Source organism: Flavobacterium sp. (assembly GCF_044377315.1).
Classification (GTDB): domain Bacteria; phylum Bacteroidota; class Bacteroidia; order Flavobacteriales; family Flavobacteriaceae; genus Flavobacterium.
Map to the genome: position 1 here is coordinate 26,928 of NZ_JBILJG010000011.1, position 24,269 is coordinate 51,196.

At 28.4% G+C, this 24,269-nt stretch carries 23 protein-coding genes; 1 reads left to right on the forward strand and 22 read right to left on the reverse strand.

Features of this window, described 5'->3' with window-relative positions:
- From ACIQ66_RS05010 to ACIQ66_RS05025, 4 genes are read right to left on the reverse strand one after another with little or no spacing between them, the layout of a single operon-like run.
- Positions 1 to 780, reverse strand: coding sequence for a glycosyltransferase (locus ACIQ66_RS05010; RefSeq protein WP_396211708.1), 780 nt, complete (start codon positions 778 to 780; stop codon positions 1 to 3).
- On the reverse strand, positions 780 to 1,499 hold the full coding sequence (locus ACIQ66_RS05015) for an FkbM family methyltransferase (protein ID WP_396211709.1): 720 nt from the start codon (positions 1,497 to 1,499) through the stop codon (positions 780 to 782). Before ACIQ66_RS05015 ends, ACIQ66_RS05010 begins: the two co-directional genes overlap by 1 nt.
- Positions 1,492 to 2,796 (reverse strand): polysaccharide ABC transporter ATP-binding protein, encoded by a 1,305-nt coding sequence (locus ACIQ66_RS05020; protein ID WP_396211710.1) that lies wholly within the window; start codon positions 2,794 to 2,796, stop codon positions 1,492 to 1,494. Before ACIQ66_RS05020 ends, ACIQ66_RS05015 begins: the two co-directional genes overlap by 8 nt.
- Complete coding sequence (locus tag ACIQ66_RS05025) at positions 2,796 to 3,650, reverse strand: ABC transporter permease (RefSeq protein WP_396211711.1); 855 nt, start codon at positions 3,648 to 3,650, stop codon at positions 2,796 to 2,798. Before ACIQ66_RS05025 ends, ACIQ66_RS05020 begins: the two co-directional genes overlap by 1 nt.
- 152 nt (positions 3,651 to 3,802) lie before the next feature.
- Between ACIQ66_RS05025 and ACIQ66_RS05030 the strand changes: the two genes are divergently transcribed.
- Positions 3,803 to 4,540, forward strand: a complete 738-nt coding sequence (locus tag ACIQ66_RS05030) for a tyrosine-protein phosphatase (protein ID WP_396211712.1) — start codon at positions 3,803 to 3,805, stop codon at positions 4,538 to 4,540.
- Here the strand turns inward: ACIQ66_RS05030 and ACIQ66_RS05035 are convergent.
- The 18 genes from ACIQ66_RS05035 to ACIQ66_RS05120 form a co-directional block, all read right to left on the reverse strand.
- A complete protein-coding gene (locus tag ACIQ66_RS05035) occupies positions 4,530 to 6,923 on the reverse strand; it encodes a GumC family protein (protein WP_396211713.1) in 2,394 nt (797 codons plus the stop codon). The genes ACIQ66_RS05030 and ACIQ66_RS05035 overlap by 11 nt on opposite strands.
- Positions 6,923 to 7,693 (reverse strand): polysaccharide biosynthesis/export family protein, encoded by a 771-nt coding sequence (locus ACIQ66_RS05040; protein WP_396211714.1) that lies wholly within the window; start codon positions 7,691 to 7,693, stop codon positions 6,923 to 6,925. Before ACIQ66_RS05040 ends, ACIQ66_RS05035 begins: the two co-directional genes overlap by 1 nt.
- A gap of 48 nt (positions 7,694 to 7,741) precedes the next feature.
- Positions 7,742 to 9,739 (reverse strand): polysaccharide biosynthesis protein, encoded by a 1,998-nt coding sequence (locus tag ACIQ66_RS05045; protein WP_396211715.1) that lies wholly within the window; start codon positions 9,737 to 9,739, stop codon positions 7,742 to 7,744.
- Between the two features lie 57 nt (positions 9,740 to 9,796).
- Positions 9,797 to 10,930, reverse strand: coding sequence for a DegT/DnrJ/EryC1/StrS family aminotransferase (locus ACIQ66_RS05050; protein ID WP_396211716.1), 1,134 nt, complete (start codon positions 10,928 to 10,930; stop codon positions 9,797 to 9,799).
- Positions 10,931 to 11,476, reverse strand: coding sequence for a sugar transferase (locus ACIQ66_RS05055; protein WP_396211717.1), 546 nt, complete (start codon positions 11,474 to 11,476; stop codon positions 10,931 to 10,933).
- A 7-nt stretch (positions 11,477 to 11,483) separates the two neighbouring features.
- Entirely contained in the window at positions 11,484 to 12,506 is a 1,023-nt protein-coding gene (locus ACIQ66_RS05060; RefSeq protein ID WP_396211718.1) for a GNAT family N-acetyltransferase, read from the reverse strand.
- Positions 12,499 to 13,548, reverse strand: coding sequence for a hypothetical protein (locus tag ACIQ66_RS05065; protein ID WP_396211719.1), 1,050 nt, complete (start codon positions 13,546 to 13,548; stop codon positions 12,499 to 12,501). The genes ACIQ66_RS05060 and ACIQ66_RS05065 overlap by 8 nt, the downstream gene beginning before the upstream one ends.
- Positions 13,538 to 14,101: a GNAT family N-acetyltransferase gene (locus ACIQ66_RS05070; protein WP_396211720.1), complete on the reverse strand. Its 564-nt coding sequence runs from the start codon at positions 14,099 to 14,101 to the stop codon at positions 13,538 to 13,540. Before ACIQ66_RS05070 ends, ACIQ66_RS05065 begins: the two co-directional genes overlap by 11 nt.
- On the reverse strand, positions 14,091 to 14,744 hold the full coding sequence (locus ACIQ66_RS05075; protein WP_396211721.1) for a sugar transferase: 654 nt from the start codon (positions 14,742 to 14,744) through the stop codon (positions 14,091 to 14,093). Before ACIQ66_RS05075 ends, ACIQ66_RS05070 begins: the two co-directional genes overlap by 11 nt.
- Positions 14,745 to 14,747: 3 nt before the next feature.
- Positions 14,748 to 15,893, reverse strand: a complete 1,146-nt coding sequence (locus ACIQ66_RS05080) for a glycosyltransferase family 4 protein (protein ID WP_396211722.1) — start codon at positions 15,891 to 15,893, stop codon at positions 14,748 to 14,750.
- Between the two features lie 15 nt (positions 15,894 to 15,908).
- A complete protein-coding gene (locus ACIQ66_RS05085; protein WP_396211723.1) occupies positions 15,909 to 16,802 on the reverse strand; it encodes a glycosyltransferase family 2 protein in 894 nt (297 codons plus the stop codon).
- Positions 16,803 to 16,836: 34 nt separating this feature from the next.
- Complete coding sequence (locus tag ACIQ66_RS05090; protein WP_396211724.1) at positions 16,837 to 17,919, reverse strand: EpsG family protein; 1,083 nt, start codon at positions 17,917 to 17,919, stop codon at positions 16,837 to 16,839.
- Positions 17,916 to 18,833: a hypothetical protein gene (locus ACIQ66_RS05095; RefSeq protein WP_396211725.1), complete on the reverse strand. Its 918-nt coding sequence runs from the start codon at positions 18,831 to 18,833 to the stop codon at positions 17,916 to 17,918. Before ACIQ66_RS05095 ends, ACIQ66_RS05090 begins: the two co-directional genes overlap by 4 nt.
- The gene (locus ACIQ66_RS05100; RefSeq protein ID WP_396211726.1) at positions 18,834 to 20,264 is read right to left on the reverse strand and encodes an MBOAT family O-acyltransferase; all 1,431 of its coding nucleotides are present in this window, start codon (positions 20,262 to 20,264) and stop codon (positions 18,834 to 18,836) included. It lies immediately after the preceding gene.
- An 81-nt stretch (positions 20,265 to 20,345) separates the two neighbouring features.
- Positions 20,346 to 21,449, reverse strand: a complete 1,104-nt coding sequence (locus tag ACIQ66_RS05105; protein WP_396211727.1) for a glycosyltransferase family 4 protein — start codon at positions 21,447 to 21,449, stop codon at positions 20,346 to 20,348.
- Positions 21,450 to 22,178, reverse strand: a complete 729-nt coding sequence (locus ACIQ66_RS05110) for a glycosyltransferase family 32 protein (protein ID WP_396211728.1) — start codon at positions 22,176 to 22,178, stop codon at positions 21,450 to 21,452.
- Positions 22,175 to 23,293: a non-hydrolyzing UDP-N-acetylglucosamine 2-epimerase gene (wecB, locus tag ACIQ66_RS05115; RefSeq protein ID WP_396211729.1), complete on the reverse strand. Its 1,119-nt coding sequence runs from the start codon at positions 23,291 to 23,293 to the stop codon at positions 22,175 to 22,177. Before wecB ends, ACIQ66_RS05110 begins: the two co-directional genes overlap by 4 nt.
- A 4-nt stretch (positions 23,294 to 23,297) precedes the next feature.
- The gene (locus ACIQ66_RS05120; protein WP_396211730.1) at positions 23,298 to 24,269 is read right to left on the reverse strand and encodes a polysaccharide pyruvyl transferase family protein; all 972 of its coding nucleotides are present in this window, start codon (positions 24,267 to 24,269) and stop codon (positions 23,298 to 23,300) included.

The window sequence follows — 24,269 nt, forward strand, 5'->3', positions numbered from 1 at the left end:
CTATTTAGCTTTTATTTTCAAAGACTCTTTAAGACAAGAAAGGATTTTTTTAATATATTTAAAATCAATTTTTTTATTGTTATTAGCTACTATTTTCTTAAGTCCCAAAATATATTTTCCATTTCTTAAATACATAAACTCTTGGTTATCAACCCAAGATCCTAACCATAAATGAATAGCGTATGTTTCTGATTTTATATAATCCTGGATTTTGTGTTGTTCAAGTTTTTCACTTATTGGAAAGGGATAAAAATAATTTTGAGGAAAAATTTTAATTTTATCAACTTCGATTAAACTGTCAAAATTTGATATTTTGTATTTATCAAAGAACAATGAAGTTATTACTTTTGGAATTGTTATTTCCATAAGCGAATTTCTATAGTTTAATTGATCATATTGCTCAATACACTCTTTAATAAATACATTTTTTTTTTCAGAACCAATAATACTCGCGTTTATAAAAAGAGCGTTTTCAGCTCCAAAAAAAAGAGCATTACTTAATAAATTGTCTAGCTTTTTGACCATCAACATATCTGTATCAAGATAAATACCACCGTATTCATATAGAACTTTTAACCTAATATAATCAGATACAAAAGCCCATTTTTCTTGTTCTAAAAAATAATTTACAAAAGGATGACTTAATTCTGAATTAGTTTCATTCCATTCAATAATTTCATAATCTGGCAAAATCTTTTTCCAACTAGTAAGACAATTTATAATTTCTGATGGCATTCTTTTTTTACCAAACCAACAGTAATGAATTATTTTAGGAATCATTATAACTTTATTTTCTTAATTGATATCGCTATTGTATCATTAAACTCATTGAATAAATAATATCCATAACTAGTTAAGAGTTTTTGAGCTTCAATTCTATCAGAATTTGATAGACTAACGTGTTCATACTTAACTATTTTAGGTTGAAGTTTAATAAAATCTATCATTTTCAACACTTCAAAATCAAATCCTTCCGTGTCAATTTGAAAATAATCTATATTTGCTAAACCATCAACTATATTTAGTAAAGAATCACATTCAACTTGTTCTGAAACAATATCTTGAGACTCTATATTGAGTTTTATATGATGATTTGGATTAAATGAAGCGATACCCTTAACCCAATCTGGATATTTAGATTTTGAACTAGGATTAATTTTATAAATCGGTAGAGACTTCTCAGTTGGATGAATTGCTTTGTTAACTTTGATAATGTCAGGAAATTTTTGATAGTTTAGTACCAATTCATCAAAATATTCTTTAATTGGTTCAATTACAATTCCTTTTGAATCTCTTTCAATTATAAATTCATATAAAAAATCAAAACTAACACCATCATTAGCACCAACCTGAACAAAATAAAAGGGTTTTCCTTTTCTAAAATTTTTTTTTAATACCGATTTAACCTCATGTTTAATTATAAATTTTTTAATAACACTTATTATACTATAAAATACTTTATTATAAATAATCAATAGATTGTTAAATATTTTAATCATTAAAATTTTGTATAAAATTAATATTCTTGTGTACAATTGAATTATAACGTAAATCTAGTTTTCTACCTACTCCAAAAACATCCTCGTCAATCATTTTTATTGTCATTGCATTTTCTAATATTTCATAATTAGGACCTTCATCTCCAAAATACCAATTTAAAATCAATTCTTGATTAGAATATATTGGAAAAAAATCTATTTCGATTTTAACTTTTCCACTACCTTTCTTTATTTTCAAGGTTTGCCCTAAATGAATATTATTCAGACCTATATAATTTAAATCATTACTGTCTTTTATTACAAATCCCAATTCAGCATTAAAAAAATCTCTACTTGCATTATAATAAACTAAAAATTCAACTTTACTACCTGATATTACTTCGTTTGAGATACTACCATTACAATACATTTCGACTTTATTAATTCCAAATTCTTTATCTTTTTTATTAGGATGATTGCTCATTTCAAAAACACCTAAATCGAAAGATAAAATTTGGTTCTTTGAAACATTGTAATATTTTTTTACAACTGATTCAATTAGATTATTTTCATTTATTTGCCCATTTTCAAGTAAAATTCCCTTGCTACATAAACTTTTCACCGCCGCCATGTTATGACTCACAAACAATACAGTTCTTCCTTGTCCTTTAGATATATCACCCATTTTACCAAGACATTTTTTTTGAAATTCTGCGTCACCAACAGCAAGAACTTCATCAACTATTAGAATTTCACTTTCTAAGTGTGCTGCTACAGCAAACGCTAAACGCACATACATACCAGAAGAATATCGTTTAACTGGAGTATCAATATAGCGTTCAACTCCTGAAAAATCGATAATTTCATCGAGTTTTCTAGTGATTTCCATTTTTCTCATTCCAAGTATAGCTCCATTGAGATAAATATTCTCTCTTCCTGATAATTCTGGATGAAATCCAGTACCTACCTCTAATAAACTAGCTATTCTTCCTTTTACTTTTATATGTCCAGTTGTAGGACTTGTAACTCTAGAGAGTAATTTTAATAATGTACTTTTTCCAGCACCATTTTTTCCAATTATACCTATTGCATCTCCCTGATTTACCTCAAAATTAATATCTTTTAAAGACCAAACAATGTCGCTTTCTCCTTTTATGCTTCGGTCATTAGTTTCTCCAATTTTTAAAAAAGGATCTTCTTTGCCTAAAATTTTGGTATTCCAAAATCTGTCAACATCACGAGATAATGTTCCTGTACCAATTTGTCCAATTTGATAGGCTTTAGATAAATTTTCTACTTGTATTGCTACTTTACTCATTATATTGTATCAACAAAGTTTTTCTCTGTTTTATTAAAAATTATAATTCCTAAAATCAAAACAATAATTGTAAAAATTGCTGAATAACCAACCGACCCTAATGTGAATTCTCCTTTACCTAAAAAGGCAAAACGAAAAGCCTCAATAATTCCTGTCATAGGATTTAACTCTATTATTGTTTTATATTTTTCAGGAGCGGCACTTAGTGGGTAAATCACTGTTGTTCCGTACATTAACAATTGAACTCCAAATGTAACTAAAAAAGTTAAATCTCTATATTTAGTTGTCAATGCTGTAATAATCAGTCCGATACCCAATCCTAAAAGTGCCATTAATAAAACTAAAACAGGGAAAAAGAATACCCCATAAGTTAACTGAAAATTAGCTCCTTCAAATCCGAAATACGCCATCATTAGTAATAACAAAAGTAATTGAACACCGAATCGAACTAAATTACTAACTACAATACTTAAGGGCATTATAAGCCTTGGAAAATAAACTTTGCCAAAAATATTAGCATTATCCTTAAAAACAGTACTTGTTTTAGTTAAACAATCAGAAAAATAATTCCAAGCAGTAATTCCAGAAAGGTAAAACAAATAGTGAGGCAAACCATCTGTACTTATTCCAGCTAAGTTACCAAAAACAAATGTAAAAACTATAGTTGTAAAAATAGGTTGAATAAAAAACCAAAGTGGCCCAAGAATTGTTTGTTTATAAAAACTTACAAAGTCTCTCTTCACAAACATAAAAAGCAAATCTCTATAACGCCATATATCACCAAAATTTATATCAAAAAGTGACGAATGCCCTTTTATCACTAAATCCCAATCTTCTTGATTCTTACTACTCATTGATTTATTTCAAAAATATATCCAAAATGTTTATTTCGCAAATATAATGATTTAAGCATTCTTGTGAATTGTTTAACTTATAAAAATAAATTAATAATTCCTTATTTAAACAACAAAAGATATAAATTTGCAAAGTACAAAATTTTAAAAAATTGCTATCCTTTCTAAAACCAAAAACTGTTTTAAAAGACTTAATTCCTGATAATTATGTGGATATTCATTCCCATCTTTTACCTGGGATTGATGATGGTGCAAAAAATATTGAAGAAAGTCAATTCTTGATTTCCGAGTTGAGAAAGATAGGTGTTTCTAAATTTATTACAACTCCACATATTTTTAGTGGTGTTTGGGATAATACAAAAGAAAATATTCTTTCTAATTATAATGCAACTAAGTTATTGTTTTCTGAAAATAAAACAGAAATTAAACTAAATGTGGCTGCAGAATATTTGCTAAATGATCATTTAGTAACATTACTTAACCGAAATGAGATATTAACTTTAAAAGATAATTATGTTTTGGTTGAAATGTCCTATATCAATCCGCCAATTCAGTTATATGATATTATATTTAAGATTCAAATTGCTGGATACATTCCGATTTTAGCGCATCCTGAACGCTATGCTTTTTATCACAAATCAACAGATGAATATAAAAAATTAAAAAAAAGTGGGTGTCTTTTTCAATTAAATTTATTATCAACTGTAGGCTATTATGGTAGTGAAGTTATGAAAACTGCCAACTTATTGTTAACTAGCGGAATGATTGATTATGTTGGGTCTGATGTACATCATAAACAACATATTAATGCTTTTTATAGCAAATTATTGATTAAAGATAGTTTAACATTAGTTGAAGCAATAAACAACAATCACTCATTTAACTTTTAGAGAATTTCTTTAAAAAATTTTTAAACCAAGATTCTTTTTTTACTTCCTGGCCATAGCCGTAGCCGTAACCATATCCGTAACCATATCCGTAACCATATCCGTAGGTTTTACCCCAGTTTGTATCATTAAGCACTATTGCCATATTGGGCAACTTTCTTTCCTTGTAAAAAGATTCAGCAACTTTAACAAATCTTTTATCGAGATAATTTGCACGCATTACATAAATAAAAGCATCAGCATTTTTTGCAATCAACAATGTATCAGTAACCAAACTGACAGGAGCTGTATCAACTACTATGTAATCATATTGTTGTTTTAAAGAATCAAATAATACTGTTAATTTATCATTCATTAACAAATCTACAGGGTTTGGCGGAATTACTCCTGAAGGAAGAATATAAAACTGCTCAAATCCTTCGTTCTTAATTATATAATCTTCAATATCTTCGTTTGATTTGGACAAATAATTAGTCAATCCTTTTGATGGTAATTTTACATACTCATCTAACTTTGGATTTCTAATATCTAAACCTATAAGCAATACTTTTTTTCCAGAAAGAGCAATTGTACTGGCTAAGTTAATTGCCATGAATGTTTTACCTTCTTTGGGAATTGTAGAAGTTACAAAAATTGTTTTAGCTTTATCTTGAACAACATTTGCTAACAAAAACTCAAGATTGGTTCTAACAATTCTAATTGCTTCTGCAGTACTAGAACGACTATTAGTGCTAATAAGCTCTTCATGAGCATCTGATTTAGGAACATCTCCTAAAAATGGGATAGATGTTTTGCCTTCAATGTCTTGACGTGATTTAATTTTAGTGTCCAATAATTGAGACACATAAATTATTCCAATTGGAAGTAGAATTCCAAATGCCAAAGCTATTAAATATACCATATTTTTTACTGGCGAAACTGGTTTATTATTCGCAAGCGCACTATCAATCAATTTAGAATTTGGAGCGGTTACAGCCAATGAAATTGCGATTTCTTCACGCTTTTGCAACAAATATAAATACAAACTCTCTTTAATTTTTTGTTGTCTATCAATTACTCTAAACTCTCTTTCTTGTGTTGGAATTTGCGAAATTTTTCCTCTTAATGAATTGTCTTGCTGTTGCAAATCATTTCTCTTGATAGTTAGAGAAGCTTTTAGCCTTGAAATAGACTCATTAATATTTTTATTAGTTTCATCTATTTTAGAATCAATGTTTTGAATTACTGGATTGTTTATAGTTCCATCTTTTACCAACCTATTTCTTTGCAAAACTAGTTCATTATGCTGCATAATTAATGACAATGAACTTGCATCACCAGGCAAAATATTAGTTGGAACTAGGTCATCCTTTTTCTTTTTATTCATAAAGTCTTGCATAGAAGCAACAACACGCAATTGTGTTTCTGTTTCTATTAATTCTTTTTCAAAAAGTGCCGAATTTTGAATATATAAACCAGCTTCAGAAACTATATCGGTAACATTATTATATTTTTTATATTGCTCAGCATTTTTTTCAACATCGCCTAATTCGACTGATATAATTTTTAAACGATCTTGTATAAAATTTTGAGTTTTTTCTGAAATAAATTTTTTGTCATCGATAGCGTCTTGATTATAAATTTCAACAATAGAATTGATAAAGTCCTCAGCTTTTTCTTTAATAGGATCTGTTATTGCTAGTTCTACAACACTTGAGTTTTTGCTAATTGGTGCAATACTAAGTTTTCCCTTATACCTTTGAACTACGTTTTTTAAACTATTTACTGTTACTTTATAATCATTACTTTTATCTTTATAGAAAACATTTTGATGTTTGTTATATACAACTAAATCAGAATCTAATAATTTAATACTTTCACCAAACTTATGGATTCCTAGAGATTTATCATCTTTAAATAGTTGAAAATCAGTCGCATTTAACAATTTCATTTCAAATATTTTACCACTTTCATAAAACTTTTGATTTTCATTAAAAAAAACAAATTCAAATGGCTTATCCTCATACATTTCAACTTCCTTAACTCTTGCATAAGCATAATATGAAATATTAAAACCTAACTTTTTGATAGCCTTTTCAACTACTGTTCTAGATTTAATTATTTCAATTTCATTATCAACATTACTTTTTAAACCAGTTGTCAATCCTAAGTCTGAAAAAGCTGTTAACTCAGACTGCAAAGCTCCTTTCCTTTCATCTTTGACAAGAATAGTAGATGAAGCTTTGTATAACGGAATAGCGAATCTCAAGTAAACAACTGCTAGCATTAGACAAATTAAAATACTAAAAAGTATCCATTTCCAATATACTAAATATTTATCAAGTTCTTCCTTGACATTAATGTTAGCATCAGCATTTTCTTTTTGTAATGAAGAATGTTCTTTCATTAGTTTCTTGATATTAATAAAATTATTGTTCCCAATAAAGACAAAGCAGATATAGTAGCGGTAATATTAGGTCCAAAGTTAGATGAATTCATCTTTGTTTTATTTGGCTCAACAATAATTACATCATTTTGCGATAAATAATAAAAGGGTGACTGAGTAAAATCAGATTTTGTAATATCTATTCTATTATAACTCTTAGTTCCATATGTTTCTCTTATGAGCAAAATATTATTTCTTTTTCCAAAAATTGTTAAATCTCCGGCCATACTTAAAGCTTCTAAAATTGTGACTCTATCACTTTGAACAGGAAAAGTTCCTGGCTTATTGACTTCTCCTAATACTGACACTTTGTAATTCAGTATTTTAAGATTGACACTTGGGTTTTTAATATGCTTTGAAATTAAATCAGTAAGTTTTTTATTGGCTTCAAGTCTTGATAAACTATCCAATTTAACTTTTCCTAAAACAGGAAAATCAATATAGCCTTCTTTATCAATAAGATATGTTTTGATATTGCCTTGTGTGTCATCAACAGAGTAATTTACTTGAATTTGTGGTAAATTAAATGGGTATGTTACTTCGGGATTTTCGGCAGAAACTATAATGCTCAATAAATCATCTTTTTGAAGTCTAACTTCATAATCAACAGATGAGTTAGTCGTTGCTTGGTTTTCTATGTCATTAAGATAAGCCATATCTTTTCTTGAAGCACATGAAAACAGCGTGACAAGAACTATTGAAAATACAAAAAACCTACTTATTAATTTCATTATATGTTTTTTTAAATTACAAATATACAAAAGGCTTTATAAATCTAGTTATTTTGTATAAACATAAGAATAATCTTTAACCACAATATCTAAAGAGCCGAATACAGAGTTTAGACTTTTGAATTCTGGAACCAAGCCTTTCATTTTTGTAACAATTAATTCTTCATTTGATTCTTTGGCCGACTTTATTATATCATCAATTGCACCACTAACTTCATTAAACTCATCACAAATTTCTTCGGCTATCATGATTTTTTCGTGGTGTGTTGGAAGGTTTTTAGCTTTATCATTCAATAATTCTTCATACAATTTTTCTCCGGGTCTAAGTCCAACAATTTTAATTTCAATATCAACATCTGGTTTAAATCCGGCTAAGCGAATCATTTTTTTAGCTAAATCCATAATTTTAACTGGTTTTCCCATGTCAAAAATATAAATTTCACCACCATTCCCCATAGAACAAGCTTCAAGCACAAGCTGGCAAGCTTCGGGAATAGTCATAAAATAGCGAATTATATCAGGATGTGTTATAGTAATTGGACCTCCTTCTTGAATTTGCTTGGTAAATAATGGCACTACTGAACCATTAGACCCTAAAACGTTTCCAAAACGAGTGGTAATAAATTTGGTTTGATTTTCGGCACCAAGTTTTTTATATTTAAAGTGTTTTGACTGTACATACATTTCTGCAATTCTCTTGCTTGCACCCATTACGCTACTTGGGTTTACTGCCTTATCTGTTGAAACCATAACAAACCGTTCAACACTATATTTATGAGATAAATCGGCAACATTTTTGGTCCCCATTACATTTGTAAAAATAGCTTGAGAAGGATTGTCTTCCATCATAGGGACATGTTTATAGGCAGCTGCGTGATAAACAACATTGGGCGAATACTTTTTGAATACTTTTTCTAAATTCTCTAAATCTCTAATATCAGCAATAATGTTTACAATCTTAACTTTTGTATTTAGGGCAATTAGTTCAAGAGATAAACTATGGAGTGGTGTTTCTGCTTGGTCTAAAATAATTATTTTTTCGGGATTAAAATTTATTACTTGTCTTACAATCTCGCTTCCTATTGAACCTGCAGCTCCAGTAACTAATATAGATTTACCTTTCAATTTACTCGAAATAGCATTTGTATCGAGCACGATTGGTTTTCTTTCAAGTAAATCTTGAATTTCAAAACTTTTAATGCTTTTAGAAATTTCTTTTTGGTCTTCCCAATCAGTTATTAGCGGAATTGTAAAAACTTTAAAATTATTCTCTATACAATCTTCAACAATAGATAACCTTTCATCTTTAGACAATCCTTTATCAGCAATTATTAATGCTTCAATATTTTTCTGACGCATTAATGATGGTATTGTTTTTATAATTGGTAAAATTGGAAGATTTAAAATTCTTTTAGCTGTATTTTGATTATTTTTATCAATGAACCCTTCTAGCAAAAAACGTCCAGGATTTTCTGACTGTAATGCATTCGCTACAGCAATTGCATTATTATCTGATCCATATATAAGAGCTTTGAGTTTTTTAGTATCACTTTTTTCTCGGAAGAATTTTTCAAAAGATTGCTTTACAATTATTCTATAAAAAAACAAAAAACAAAATGACAGAACTGAGTTAATAAATATTCCTGTTGTTAAATAAAGTTTTTGTTTATCAAATAAAATTATAAAAAAGTTTAGCAGAAGAAGTAGAAAAAAAGTTGCAAATTGTGCAAAGAAAATTTTTAAAGCATCTATAAAAGAAGAATGGCGAATAATTCCTGAATACGTTTGGAAAAGCCAGAAGAAAAATATATTTACAACTATATAAAACATCATACCAAAGACAAGGTGTTGCTTCGAAATATAATTGAGTTTTAATCCATCAAAAAGAAAATAGGTAATTATTCCAGACGCAAGTATCAAAACAACGTCAAACATCAATATTATCCATCTTGGTAAATAGCCAAGATTTTTGATATTAAAGCTTAAATTATTTATATCAAAAGCTTTTGAAAACGCTTCTTTAATACTGTTGTTATTTGCTTTCAATTGATTTTTGGTTTGTAAAAAAGTAAAAGTAAAAAAAAATAAGTTCTTAAAAAAATCTTAAAAGTTATTTAAAGCATTTTTAATTCTATCTTTTTCATTTGCATCTATATTTGAACCCGAAGGCAAACACAAACCATTATTAAATAAATTTTCTGAAACATTTCCACCATAGTATGGCGATTCGCTAAATATTGGTTGCAAATGCATCGGTTTCCACAAAGGGCGACTTTCTATATTTTCAGATTCTAAAAGTAAACGTAAATCTTCTCTTGTTTTTCGATTGCATTTTGCAGAATCGATTGTTATGGCTGACAACCAATGATTAGAAAAATAATCGCTAGTTGGTTCAGAAAACAATTTTATTCCTTCTTTATTTTGAAAAGCTTCTTTATAAAAATCGTGCATATTTCTTCTTAATCCAACATGCTTATCAAGAATTTCCATTTGACCACGACCAATTCCGGCACAAATGTTACTCATTCTATAATTGTAACCAATTTCACTATGTTGGTAATGAGGCTCATTATCTCTAGCTTGTGTTGCTAAAAAAATAGCTTTATTTTTTATTTCTTGCGTTTTGGTAACTATTGCTCCACCACCTGAAGTTGTAATTATTTTATTTCCATTAAAAGACAATACACTAATATCACCAAAGGTGCCGCACTTTTGGCCTTTGTATGAACTACCTAATGCTTCTGCACTATCTTCTAGAATTGGAATTTCATATTTATCGGCAATATATCTAATTTCATCAGCTTTATATGGCATTCCGTATAAATGAACGGCAATTATTGCTTTAGGTTTTTTCCCTTTAGAAATTCTATCTTTTATGGCTTCTTCTAGAGCATTTGGACACATATTCCATGTTTCAAGTTCGCTATCAATAAAAACGGGAGTAGCACCTTGATAAACTATTGGATTTGCAGAGGCAGAAAATGTCATACTTTGGCAAATAACTTCATCACCAGCCTTTACATCTAATAGAATTAATCCTAAATGGAGAGCTGCTGTTCCTGAGCTTAAAGCACCTACAAAAACTTCTTGTTCAAGATATTTTTCTATATCTTGTTCAAAACCTATTACATTTGGTCCAAGTGGAGCAACCCAGTTGCTGTCAAAAGCTTCTTTAATATAATTTTGTTCGTTCCCGCCCATATGAGGAGATGAAAGCCAAATTTTTGAATTATTCATTTATCTAAATATTGTTTTTAATATAATCTTCAAATCTATAAAAAAAGAATGATTATAATAATAATCGAGATTCATTTTTACTTTATCTGGAAAAATAACCTCATCATTATATTTCAATGGATTAAACTGTTTTTTTAAAATTTCATCTTCATTAGAATATTTTATACTTGCCAAAGAGGTCAAACCTGGTTTTAGTAATAAAATTTTTTGTTCATCACCTTCCAACTTATCATAATACCCTTTTATATCTGGTCTTGGCCCAACAAAACTCATTTGACCAAATAAAATATTTATTAATTGCGGTAATTCGTCGAATTTTGATTTCCTTAAAAATTTACCAAAAGTAGATATTTCTCCAGTTTTGAGATGAAGTGTTTTTATTTTAATTATTTTAAAAATTTTACCGTACTGACCAACTCTATCTTGAAAAAAAAATCCAAAAGAACCAGTATCTATCGATGCCAAAAGTAAAATAATAATAATTAATATACCTAGTGTCAAAAGTAGAAGGATTGAAAATAATGTATCAAAAAGAGTTTTTATCATTTTTAAATTATACTCGATAAAGAGGAAAAAAATCACTATTTGTATCGACATTCAATTCATTAACTAACTTTTCATATTTTTCATCATCAACTACCATTTTCCATATATTATAAAATCCTCTTTTATCAGAAAAACCAGATTTAAACCTAAACAATGAGTCTTCATCACTACCGCCAACTCCTCCACCCAAATGCAAATAATCTAAATTTAATTGATTTGCTAATAATCTAGCTTCATCTAGTATTAATTTCATCGGAGTTTCTTTAATATATTTTTCTGTGGTACCTGCTAAATGGTATTGCATAATTTTATTTGTTATCGTAAAAATTGCTCCTGCAGAAACTTCCCCATTAAATTTGGCTAACAATAATTTACTTTTAAAACATGGATTTTTTAAAAAGCTATAGAAGTATTTGTAATCAAAAAAATAATTTGAATTAGCATCAACTCTTTGCATAGTTTCATGGTAAATTGACACAAATTTATCAATCTCATCTATAGTTGTGGCTTCAACAACTTCAAATCCTTTTCTTCTCAACTGATTAAGTTCAGACTTATTTGATTTTCTATATTGTTTTTTTTGCTCTTCTAATGTTACTTTTAAATCTATGACAACAGTTTTATTAATATGTTCTACTAAGCCAAAATTAATAAAAAATTTTTCGTTTTGAATAATTGGATGTAGTCTCGAAAAAACACTAATAATATTATTGTTCTTGAAAAAATTTATTAGTTCATTTTGAAATTTCTTTATGACTGACTCATCAATTTCATTAAACAAAAGACTACTTATTGGTCCAGCATATCCATATACTGATGTTATGTCAAAATAGTCACTTTTTTCTATTTTTCTAATTATCAATGGAATAGCAATAAAATCTTTGCCAAACTCATATAAAAACAAAACTGGTCTATTTTTTTTCTCGAGTTGGTTGTAAGACAATGTATGATAAAAATCAAATTCTTTACAATTAGTTACAATGGTTGACCAGTCGAAATTGGTGACTTCAATTATAGAAAATTTATTCATTTTCAAAAAAGCATTTAATTTTTATAGCAATATTTATAGATTCTTGTTCATTGTATCTATAATCTAAATGTACAAACAACATTCTTTTTTCTGTATTTATATCGACATCTAAAAATTGATTTGGCCAAAGTGTTGCTGGAAAAATAGCGTTTTCTATTAGATATGTTCTTAAACCTTGTTTTTGTTTTTCATTATCACAAAGTAGAACAAGACCAAATTCTGAATTACTGTTTTTTTGTTTAGATTGAAAAACTTGAGGAATTGAATTTATTATTTCAAGTGCACTTGAGAAATTTTTTCTCTTCTGAAAAATTATTTTTTCTAAATCTAATTTAAAAAGTATTGCTTTGGCTACTTCAGGCAATCCAACATTGGTGTTTTGGTTTTCAAAAATTTCTTCAGCATTTGCAAATAGACTTCTATAAAGTTCTTTTTCAGAAATTTTATTATTTAAAAATAATGACTTTAAATACATGGCAGTCAGTTTTTGAACTGCAACAACTTCAGAAAAAGCATTAGAATATTCGATTGGCAATTTTAGATTTCTTGGAGAATAACAAAAACCACCAACAGGTATGGGTAATTCTTTTCTGAGAGAACCAAAACAATAATGTGCGGAACTTCCTTTTATTCTTAATAAATCATGAGTATAATCATCTATAATTACTGCTTTTTTTAAATGCTTAAGATTTAATTTTACCATGCCAAAAAAAGAAACATTGATGATTATATTTCTTTCAGAATCTTCTATCTGAATTTGTTTATCTTCCGAATCTATAAAAGGATTGAAATCATAATATTCAATGGTAACATTTAAACATTCAATATAATTTGTTACTTCGTGGCAATAAAAACTAGGTAAATAAACACGTTGCCAATTATTGTTTTTAATACCATTTTTTATTAAATGAAATAAAGCAGCTCTTCCAGAGAAAAAAAGTGAAATTTTTGAGTTATTAAAACAAGAGTCATTAGAGTTTTTTAATAAAAAATCTTCATTGATAAGGAAATCAAAATCTGAGCCAAACTCTTTACTGTTCATTCCAATAATTATTTTCTTTTAATAAATTAAAATAATCTTCCTTATTTATTCCTACTATAACTTGATTCCACCATTTGTTTTTTCTAAAATAGGCATTCTTTTTTTCTCCTTCTATTTTCCAACCACATTTTTTTGTGTAAACACCAATAGAAGCTTCATTATATGCTATCATTGAACCATCTAATCTTTCCAATCCAAGTTCCTCGAAAGCATATTTACTCATTGTCATTATTGTATCAACTCCATAGCCTTTTCCTCGCATATCTTTGTCGCCAAGAAGCATTCCGTGAAAAGCATTTCTATCTTTCCAATTTATAGAAACTAAGTTTGCCATTCCAATTAAGCCTAAATCTTCAGTATCTATAGCAAATCGTTGATTAGTATTATTCATAGATAATGAATTATACCATTTTTCTTGATCTTGACTACTAGAAGGAAAATGCCAACCTCCTAACATATAATTTATCTCTGGGTCATTAGACCATTTTTGAAGCAATTCTAAATCGTCCAATTCAATAGCTCTCAACGTAACCTTTTTTCCTTTAATATTCATCTTTTTTTTGTTTAAAATGATTTGAACTTAAATTTCTGCTTAATCCTATATCGTCAACCTCATCTACTGTTTGTCCATTTACAATTGAACTTGATTTAAAAAGTATTGATTTGAAGGTTAATAATATAATTTTTATATCTAATGCTAGTGAAATATTATCAACATAATAAATATCATTTAGCAATCTTTCACTAAACTTCATTTGATTTCTACCTTTAACTTGAGCTAAACCAGTTATTCCTGGCCTAACATTATGCCTTCTTTTTTGTTCTTCAGAATAGGTAAGTAAATATTCTGGCAATAATGGTCTTGGCCCTATCAAACTCATGTCTCCAATTAAAACATTAAGCAATTGAGGTATTTCATCTAATGAGGTTTTTCTAATAAAAGCTCCAATTTTTGTTAATCGTTCTTCATCAAGAAGTAAATTTCCTTTATCATCAAGGCTATCGTTCATGGTCTTGAACTTAATAATCTTGAAAATTTTTCCTTTTTTACCTGGTCGATTTTGGGTAAAGAAAGGTTTTCCATTATTAGCAAAAAACAATAAAACTGTAACTATAAGAAAAATTGGAGATAAAATAATAACTCCAACTATACTTATCAAAATATCTATAATTCTTTTTATAAAAATTTTATACATTTTCTATAGTGATTGATACTCTTTCAACAATGCATCCCATACAATTTTTTGTTCATATCGACTAACAATCATTTCTCTTGATACTTGTTTCATTTTTTGAAATAGTTCAGAACTTTCAACTATTTTTTTCATTGCTGTAAAAATTGCGTTTTCATCTTTGACAGGTATTATAAATCCATTAATACAATCAATAACAATTTCATTACAACCATTAATATCAGAAACGACACAAGGTAAACCCATTGATCCAGCCTGCATAACAACATTAGGGAAACCTTCTCTATATGATGGAAAAACTAAACAGTTGGAAATAGCAAAATAAGGTCTAACGTCATATTGAAATCCTGTTGAGATAATACCTTTATTAGAGGAAATAGTTTGAAGAGTTTTTATTTCTAATGGATCCAAATCAGACTCATAATTACCAATTAGTAATAACTTTATTAAACTGTTTTCGCTTTGAAATCTTTGAAAAGCTCTAATCAATTCATTAATACCTTTATCTCTTACTAATCTACCCACAAAAATAAAAACAAAATCATCATCATTAATACCTAGCTCTTTTTTGAGTAATACATTTTTTTCTTTTGAAAATAAATTTAAATCAAAATGACTTGTATCTATACCATTAGAACTTCCATTGACAAGAACTTTTAATTTATAATTTTCACAATACTTATTTTGAATAATAATATCATTTAATCCTCTGGAATTAGGATATACCATGGTAGCAGAGTCATAAGTTAGTTTTTCAACAAAATCTAGAACTCTTCTTTTTATTCCCGTTGCTTCTAATAGAGGTAAACCGGCAACGGTATGTAATCTATTGGGAACTTTAGCGAGCTTGGCAGCTAACATACCGACAATGCCTGCTTTTGGTGTATGTGTATGAACAATGAACGGTCTTGTTTTTTTAAAATAAAAGTATAACTGAATAACTGATTTTATATCTCGAAAAGGAGTAATCTTTCGCGTCATTTCAATTGGATACACCTCAATTCCTTCTTTTTGTTGCACTTTTTGGAGATTTACTTTATCCGAAGAAATTCCAATTACATTGAAATAAGAGTTCATAAAACGTAACTGACCTGAAAGTAATTTTTCAAGTGAGATAGGAATAGTTGTTATTCGAATAAGCGTTTTACTCATTAATTTTCAATTTTATTAATTCATAATACCAGATTTTCTGGTATATCTAATATAGATATTTAAAGCTATCCCAAAAGGAATTGCAAGAATTGTCATAACCTTCTTTGGGGACTTTTTTATAAAATTTAAATCTTTTGTAAAAATAGAACATGAAACATAATGAATCGCATTTCTAAATCTCTCTTTGATAGTATAAGCATAAACCATGCGAATTTTACGTTCATGAGCAAATCCGTTTGGATGTTTACGGTATTGTTTTATTATATTTTTACTTGAACCATCTGGCATATATTCAACAATACAAAGCACTTCATGGATAACGCCAAGTGAATAGTCTTGATCAATTAACATATATTTATAGTTCAGCGGAACAAATCTTTCACCTTCAAATATTGGATATTCAGGATATTTTTTGATTACATCGGTTCGATAAACAAATTTTTTATCCCCCACTACATTGTATTTGGATTTCAATTGATAATATTTACATTCTTTCATTTCAGTAGGAAAAGGTGTCCCAACAATAGAAGCATCCTCAAAAGCATCTAATCCTAACAATCCTGCCCAATGAGGTTTTTTATTGTTTTTCCAAAAAGCAATAATTTTTTCAACTGAATCATTTGGCATATAATCATCAGAATCTATGCATACGTTAAGTTCGGTAACTATATTTTTGTAGGCTGTATTGTGAGCGCCATGCATTCCTTGATTATTTTGATAAATGTAATGAATTTCAATTTTATCTTCAAATTTCCAGCCATCAACAAGTTCTTTTGTGTTATCAATTGAACCATCATCAATAATCATCCACGAGAAATCATTACTTGTTTGTGCAACTAAACTCTCGTATAGCTTATGTAAACAGTAAGCTCTGTTATAAGTTGGAGTAAAAACTGTAATTGACTTCATTACACAAAAATATAATTTTTAATCTTCAAAAAAACTATTTACTCAAAATTACATTAAGTAAATATGTAAACATAAAATAAATAAAAATAATTCTTACCATTATTTGATGCTGATTAATAAAAAATTTCATTTTTAGAAAAGGATAAATTATTAGTAAACCCAACATAAACCAAGATAGATAAGCAAATCTATTTGAAAAATTAGCTTTAATAACTAGTATCCAAATGGCATTAGAAAATAGATAAACATTGAAAATTTTTATATAAAATTCATCTTCAAACTTTTTTTTAACTATAAAATACCAACCAGCAAAAACTCCTGTAGCACTATATAAAAGAAAGTCCCATCGGAATCCAATTTTTAAATCAGAAGCATTTAAATCATCACTAAGTTCTCCTAAATATCCTGAAATTCTTTCATTTTCAACTAGTCCTAATCCTAAAAAAAAATTGGTAAAAAAGTCACCTAAAAAAACTGACGCTGGAATTGATAAAATCCAAAACTTTAAATACGTTTCTGGTTTATTATAAAAAGTAACGGCAAAAAAAGCAAAACAAGGAAGCACTAACGACTTGTGTATAAAAAAACTTAAAACGACAAATAGGATTGAGACAGCTTTTTTTTCATTTGAAATTCCATATAAAAAAAAACTTGTTGCAATTCCATTTCTAATTCCGTTTACACCATAAGCCCAGAAAGAAAGCGAAATAACCAACATTAAAAAACAATACTCCCAATATTCTTTAAATATTTTTTTGGAAGCCAAGTACACAGGAATAACATACAAGCAAGCACATACAAAAAAGAACATTTGTGCAGACATTATTTTGGAACTATAAAAAATAAAATATTCGAAAAAAATATCTTTTTCTGAAAAAATTGGTTCTCCTTGCTGGTATTTCTCAAAAGTTAGGTTATAGACTCCCATGTCGCTAAAAACAAAGCTTATAGGTCTTAAACCAATATAAAGAAGAACAAATAAGAAAATTATAAAACCAAAAGTAGGTTTTGTACTAAAATCAGATTTTAAAGATTTTAGAAACAAGAGAATAACAACTAAAAATAGTACGTTAAAATAAACTAAAGAATAATATTCTAATGGAATTAATGTATTCAATTTTTCTTAAATTTTAGTATTGAATCACATACAGCTTTTGTAAACTTTTGTCCGCCAACTTTGTCTAAATGAACGCCATCATACGTTTTGTATTCACTACTATTTTTAGTAAAATCCATATATTGCACTTTATTTTCACTGGCTACTTTAGTAATATCTGAATTAAAATCTTGCCAATACTCTTTTTCTATTGCAACTATTTTATCACTACTTGGCATTCTTACTAAAACAACGGTACCGTGATTTTTGAGAAACTTTATTGTTTGACTTAATTGTTCTATTCTATAATTAGACTTTTTCCATTTACTCTTAAAACCGCCATATAGTTTTATTTGATTTTTTTTCCATTCAGAAAGAGTTGCAGTATCTTTAGGTAAATTATATTCTTCCAGCCACCCATCATTATGTACAATAGAATTTTTGCGTATTACAGCCTTGAAATGAAAGTAATCGTAATTCTTAAAAAAATATTCTATATTGGGATTCATTGCCAAATACTTCATGTTTCCGGGTGGGAAAGATTCTTCAAAATAAATTCCTTTTTCAAAATCATCTTTATCACGTTGTGACAAAATATAAGGATGAACAGACAAAACAAAAAGGCCATTTTTAGTTTTAGCATTTATCTTAGCTTTAATGCCATTTAACAGGCTTTCACCATAAGAAACTTGAGCCAATGTAAAACTGAAATTATACATTGGTAAATCAAAGTCTTTACTCAAATTATCATTAAAAACCGAAGGTTGTAAACCTTGAAAACTCCTTGAATCGCCTATAATAATTGCTGATTGTCTTGGCGATGCACATTTGTTATAAAAATAATCCACATAACCACCATATCGGTGAAGCAAAAACAATATAATACTTGAAATAAGTATTGAAAAAACCAAAAGTCGTACTAAAAATTTTTTCATCTAAAATTGAAAATAAATGAATGAATCGGAACTTGCACCAAAGAATAAAATTAAAACAAAAACTAACAAATAAATTATCCATCTGATAAATGTGTATTTGATAGTTGATAGTTCAAGACCATGCGCTTTTTTTCGTTGAATCCATTCAACAAAAATCAAAATAATGATGTATATAAATGGTTTTAAATCTACTTGAGGAAATCCGTATGCTTTGTAGTTAAAAATTTTAACAACATAAAGCCAAGCTTCTGTCACCGTTTCAGCTCTAAAAAACACCCAAGCAATTGTAGTAAGAATAAAAGTAATTCCTATTTGCACTATTTCTTTTACCGTAGGCAAAACAGAATTCTCAGCAACTATATTGGTGTTATTTCTGTTTAGTTTAAAAATTACCAATGGCAAGATGTAGAGTGCATTAAGTGCTCCCCAAATGATAAATGTCCAATTAGCACCATGCCAAAAACCACTCACTACAAAAATTATTATTGTATTTCTGACTTGCATCCAAATTCCTCCTTTGCTTCCGCCAAGTGGAATGTATAGGTAATCTTTAAACCATGAGGATAGTGATATATGCCAACGTCGCCAAAACTCGGCAATATCTCTAGAAAAATAAGGATAATTAAAGTTACGTAATAATTCAACACCAAATAATCGGGCGGTTCCTAATGCTATATTAGAATATCCAGAAAAATCACCATAAATTTGAAATGCAAAGAAAATAGCTCCTACAAATAACGAACCCGCATTTAATGATTCTTGCTTTTCAAAAACTTCGTTAACAACCGTTGCGCAATTATCTGCAACTACTACTTTCATAAATAAACCCCACAAAATTTGACGCAAACCATCAACTGCTTTGTAGTAATCAAAATGTCTTTCACGTTGTATTTGTGGCAGTAAATGTGTGGCACGTTCTATTGGACCAGCTACAAGCAAAGGGAAAAAACTAACAAAAACAGAATAGTCAACTATATTTTTTTCAGGTTTAATTTTATCGTTATAAATGTCAATCACATATGACAATCCATGAAAAGTATAAAACGAAATTCCAACAGGAAGAATGACCGAAATAGTCCAAAAATTAGCTTGAAAGCCAAAGCCTTCTAACAATTCTTGAAAAGAGCTAATAAAAAAATTATAATATTTAAAAATTCCTAAAAATCCTAAATTAATACCAATACTGAGCCAAAACCAGAATTTTTTTCCATTTTGGGTAGCTGCTTCGTGCATTTTTATACCTGTGAAGTAATCTAAAAAAGTTGAAAACATTAATAGAAACAAAAATCTGTAATCCCAACAAGCATAGAAGAAATAACTCGAAACAAGTAATAAAAGGTTTTGACTTTTACTACTACTTTTCGCTAAAATCCAATAAAGCGCAAAGACAATAGGAAGAAATAATAAGAAGTTAAACGAATTAAAAACCATTTTATAACTATTTAGAGCAAATATATTTATTTTTAAATAATATGAGTAAGAATAGTTGCAAAACTCAGTAAATAGTGATTTTTAATTTTTAACAGACGATACTGAAACAATCATATCACTCCACTGTTTCATCACTTTTTCCTTTGAAAATTTTTGAACATTGTCAGCTGCTTTATCACCAAAATTTATTCTTAATTTTTCATCATTCATCAAAAGTTTGAGTGCTTTTTGGAAATCTTCAATATTGTTTTTTTCAACTAAAATGCCATCAGAATTGTTATTGATTATAAATCTTGGACCGTTGGGACAATCAAAACTCACTATTGGTAAAGAACAAGATTGCGATTCTAATAAAACCATTGGAAAACATTCTTCATAAGATGTTAAAGCAAATACAGATGCTTTCTGCATTTCTTCCTGAATATTGTTTGTTGAAGGCAGAACAAATGCTGTTTCAGTCAAATTATATTCTTCAATTAATTGATTAATTTTTTTTAAAATAGACGAATCTCCATCACCAAATATTTTCAATTTCCACTCAGGAAAATCCGCCGAAATTCCTTTCCAAATTTCAATTAGTTTATCAAATTGTTTAACTGGAGCAATCCTTCCTGCTGCTATAACTGTTTTTTCTCTATTATCCAATTTAAGGGAATTAGGCTTAAAGTCAGTAAAATTTGGAATAACTATTTTATTTTTATTGGTGTAATAACTCTTTTCTGTTTCATTCAACAGAATTAAAGTATCATATTTAGTAAAAATAGTATCTAGCGTTCGTCTTAGAAAACTAGGTTTATAATTATTTCTTGAAGTGTGAAACTCTTTGAGTTTAGGGATTTTTTTTTCAATAATTGGTAAAAAGTATTGGTCTGGAGAATAACTCAATGAAATAATAACATCGGGATTTATCCTTTTAATTTCTCTTTTTAATTTGATAAAATGAGAAATTGATTTAATTAAATTTTTTGGATGAAAATAGCTTATTTCTCGATGATAATTTATTCCTAAATCTTTTGATTTTATTTTTGAATTTAAAAAATAAACTGGTTTATTATTTTTTTGCTCAGTTGTAATAAGGAATACATCATAATTATAAACTTCAATAAAATGATTTAATTTCAGAGATAAAATACGTTCAGCACCACCATGCAAATAAACTTGGTCTGTTAAGTAAAGTATTTTCATTTATTTTTTATTTTTTACTAAACCTAATATATATTCTATTCTTTTGTAGCCAAAAACATTCATCATCTTCATTTTTACAATATTTCGCCAACGCTTTTTATATGGAATCCAAGATTTTGCAAAATGATGAATACAAAATGAATTTTTTGTTAATTCGATTTTTCCGGTCTTATAACTTTTTGGACAAAAGTATTCATTTGGATAAAAGGCAACATAACCAAGGATTTCTTGAAAACTATTGTTCATTTTAAAACCTTTGTCTTTCATGATTTGAGTAATTATAACAGTATTCGAAACGGTATCGAACTCGCCATTTTCTTTTATAAAAGACCTGTTATCATAATATCTTAAAAGCTCTGTTACCCATGTACCGTTTTTTTTACTAGCCATTATTCCAGTTGGTACAAAATCATCATTTTCAAACCCTGAAAAAGCCGGATGATGTAAAAAACTATCCAAAGATTTTAATACTTCAACATCGGTATCCATATAAACACCTCCAAATTCTTTTAGAGCATACAATCTACAAACATCAGATACGAATGCAAATTTTCTGTTTTCGAGCGCTTCTTTTGCAAATTGAAATTCTTCCAATGGAAAATTATCTTCATTCCATTCAACAACTTCATATTCAGGAAGATGTTTTTTCCAAGAGGCTAAACAATCTTGAGCTAGTTTTGGCAATGGATTTCTTCCAAACCAACAATAATGAATTATCTTTGGTATCATAATTTTTGATTTAAAAATTCAAGAATCCTATTGTTTGCATTTCCATCACCATAGGGATTGTGTTGTTTTGCCATATTTTGATATGCCAAATCGTCACTTAACAGCTCATTTGTAGCGTTTGTTATTTTTTCAAAATCGGTTCCAACCAATTTAACAGTTCCAGCATCAACAGCTTCAGGTCTTTCTGTTGTGTCTCTCATCACTAGAACAGGTTTTCCTAATGATGGTGCTTCTTCTTGTACTCCGCCAGAATCTGTAATGATTAGATAAGATTTACTCATAATCCAAACAAAAGAAGGATAATCTAAAGGATCAATTAGATGTATGTTTTTATGTTCTGAGAGCAATCGCATGACAGGTTCTTGAACATTTGGATTTAAATGTACCGGAAAAACAATTTCAACATCATTATGATTGGCAATGTGAGATAATGATTTACATATATTTAAAAATCCTTCTCCAAAATTTTCTCTTCTATGTCCTGTTACTAATATTATTTTTTTTGAAAAATCAACAAATGATTTTATGTCATTTATCTTGTCATTTGTATATCCGCTTTTGAGTTTTTCAACTGTCCAAAGCAGCGAATCAATTACTGTGTTTCCTGTTACCGTAATTGATTCTTTTGAAACATTTTCTGAGAGTAAGTTATTTTCAGAAGTTATAGTTGGAGCAAAATGAAAATCTGCAATTCTTCCTGTAATTTGTCTATTTAACTCCTCAGGAAAAGGGGAAAACTTGTTATATGTTCTTAAACCTGCTTCTACATGAGCAACTTTAACACCTCTATGAAATGATGCTAATGCACAAATACTTGAAGTTGATGTGTCACCATGAACTAAAACAATATCTGGTTTAAATTCATCTAAAACAATATCAAATTTTGAAAAAATCCTGCCACATAATTCATTTAAAGTCTGATTTGGTTTCATTATATTCAAATCAAAATCGGGAATCACTTCAAAAAAATCTAGTACTTGGTCTAGCATTTCTCTGTGTTGAGCAGTTACACAAACTTTTATTTCAAAATTTGATATTTTTAAATGATGTACAAGTGAACACATCTTTATGGCTTCTGGCCTTGTGCCAAAACAAACAAGTATTTTTCTTTTCATTATTTTATTTTGAAATAAAATTTCTACACTTTTCTTTCAGGGGTTCAGCTAGTTGATGATGTTTTTCAAGATTTTTTATGATCGTATCTTTAGAAATTTTTCCATCGAGAGGAAAATTAGCTTTAAATTCTCCTGTTTTTGTATTTACATCTATACGATTAAATAGGTCTAAAATACCATCAAATCGACAAGAGTCAACAAAACTATCAAAACCGTTAACAAAAATAACTGGTGTTCCCATTGCCAGACAAGGTAAAGCACAGTGAATACGAGAAGTGATTACAAGTTTGGCTTTGGCATATTTATGAAGTAAATCTTCTGCCATTTGAAACTTTTCGGCTTCCGTATATTTATTTGCGGGTGGTTCTTGGTTGACATAGATAGCTTTTTTAAGGACTTCTTTATCAATAAAATTGGTAACATGTTTTTTTTGATGCCCTAGTTTGAAAATTTTTCCATTTTGAATACTTCTCAAAAAACGTTTCCAGTTATAGGTTACTTTTTCCCAAGTTGGATAGCTATATAATGGGTCAACAATATAAATCTCGTCATTACGCAATGAATCGTCAACTTTGTAGGTATCTAATGTAAGTGTAAGACAACCTGTAAAATAGGCATCAATTCCCTTAGCTTTTAGCGTATCTGCCGAAAATTGATCTCGACAACCAATAGGTTGATGCTTTTTAAGATAGGTAATCCCTTTTTCATTCAACATTCCAGGAGCCGCAGTATTATTGACATGAAAAGAAACAAATAAAGGTTCTATATCATCTGATGGTACCCAATTGGTATAATTATGAGTAAACCAACCATTCAATATTAATTTTATTTTTTCACCTTTGTAATCAGCAAGTCTTTCTCTATTTAGAAAAGTATCTACTTGAGGCAAATACTGTTTAGCAGCGAGACTTTGAATATTATCTCCTACATTAAAAAACTTTTTATTTTCTTCGTAAGTTAGTAATCCGTATTTCAT

Bases quoted from the DNA above. Each gene is read 5' to 3' on its own strand.
- ACIQ66_RS05060 (WP_396211718.1), bottom strand. From the start codon at position 12,506: ATGAATAAATTTTCTATAATTGAAGTCACCAATTTCGACTGGTCAACC.
- ACIQ66_RS05120 (WP_396211730.1), bottom strand. From the start codon at position 24,269: ATGAAATACGGATTACTAACTTACGAAGAAAATAAAAAGTTTTTTAAT.
- wecB (WP_396211729.1), bottom strand. From the start codon at position 23,293: ATGAAAAGAAAAATACTTGTTTGTTTTGGCACAAGGCCAGAAGCCATA.
- ACIQ66_RS05105 (WP_396211727.1), bottom strand. From the start codon at position 21,449: ATGAAAATACTTTACTTAACAGACCAAGTTTATTTGCATGGTGGTGCT.
- ACIQ66_RS05100 (WP_396211726.1), bottom strand. From the start codon at position 20,264: ATGGTTTTTAATTCGTTTAACTTCTTATTATTTCTTCCTATTGTCTTT.
- ACIQ66_RS05040 (WP_396211714.1), bottom strand. From the start codon at position 7,693: ATGAAATTAATAAGTAGGTTTTTTGTATTTTCAATAGTTCTTGTCACG.
- ACIQ66_RS05070 (WP_396211720.1), bottom strand. From the start codon at position 14,101: ATGAATATTAAAGGAAAAAAGGTTACGTTGAGAGCTATTGAATTGGAC.
- ACIQ66_RS05010 (WP_396211708.1), bottom strand. From the start codon at position 780: ATGATTCCTAAAATAATTCATTACTGTTGGTTTGGTAAAAAAAGAATG.
- ACIQ66_RS05085 (WP_396211723.1), bottom strand. From the start codon at position 16,802: ATGAAGTCAATTACAGTTTTTACTCCAACTTATAACAGAGCTTACTGT.
- ACIQ66_RS05080 (WP_396211722.1), bottom strand. From the start codon at position 15,893: ATGAGTAAAACGCTTATTCGAATAACAACTATTCCTATCTCACTTGAA.
- ACIQ66_RS05020 (WP_396211710.1), bottom strand. From the start codon at position 2,796: ATGAGTAAAGTAGCAATACAAGTAGAAAATTTATCTAAAGCCTATCAA.
- ACIQ66_RS05065 (WP_396211719.1), bottom strand. From the start codon at position 13,548: ATGAACAGTAAAGAGTTTGGCTCAGATTTTGATTTCCTTATCAATGAA.
- ACIQ66_RS05035 (WP_396211713.1), bottom strand. From the start codon at position 6,923: ATGAAAGAACATTCTTCATTACAAAAAGAAAATGCTGATGCTAACATT.
- ACIQ66_RS05075 (WP_396211721.1), bottom strand. From the start codon at position 14,744: ATGTATAAAATTTTTATAAAAAGAATTATAGATATTTTGATAAGTATA.
- ACIQ66_RS05050 (WP_396211716.1), bottom strand. From the start codon at position 10,930: ATGAATAATTCAAAAATTTGGCTTTCATCTCCTCATATGGGCGGGAAC.
- ACIQ66_RS05025 (WP_396211711.1), bottom strand. From the start codon at position 3,650: ATGAGTAGTAAGAATCAAGAAGATTGGGATTTAGTGATAAAAGGGCAT.
- ACIQ66_RS05095 (WP_396211725.1), bottom strand. From the start codon at position 18,833: ATGAAAAAATTTTTAGTACGACTTTTGGTTTTTTCAATACTTATTTCA.
- ACIQ66_RS05055 (WP_396211717.1), bottom strand. From the start codon at position 11,476: ATGATAAAAACTCTTTTTGATACATTATTTTCAATCCTTCTACTTTTG.
- ACIQ66_RS05015 (WP_396211709.1), bottom strand. From the start codon at position 1,499: ATGATTAAAATATTTAACAATCTATTGATTATTTATAATAAAGTATTT.
- ACIQ66_RS05110 (WP_396211728.1), bottom strand. From the start codon at position 22,178: ATGATACCAAAGATAATTCATTATTGTTGGTTTGGAAGAAATCCATTG.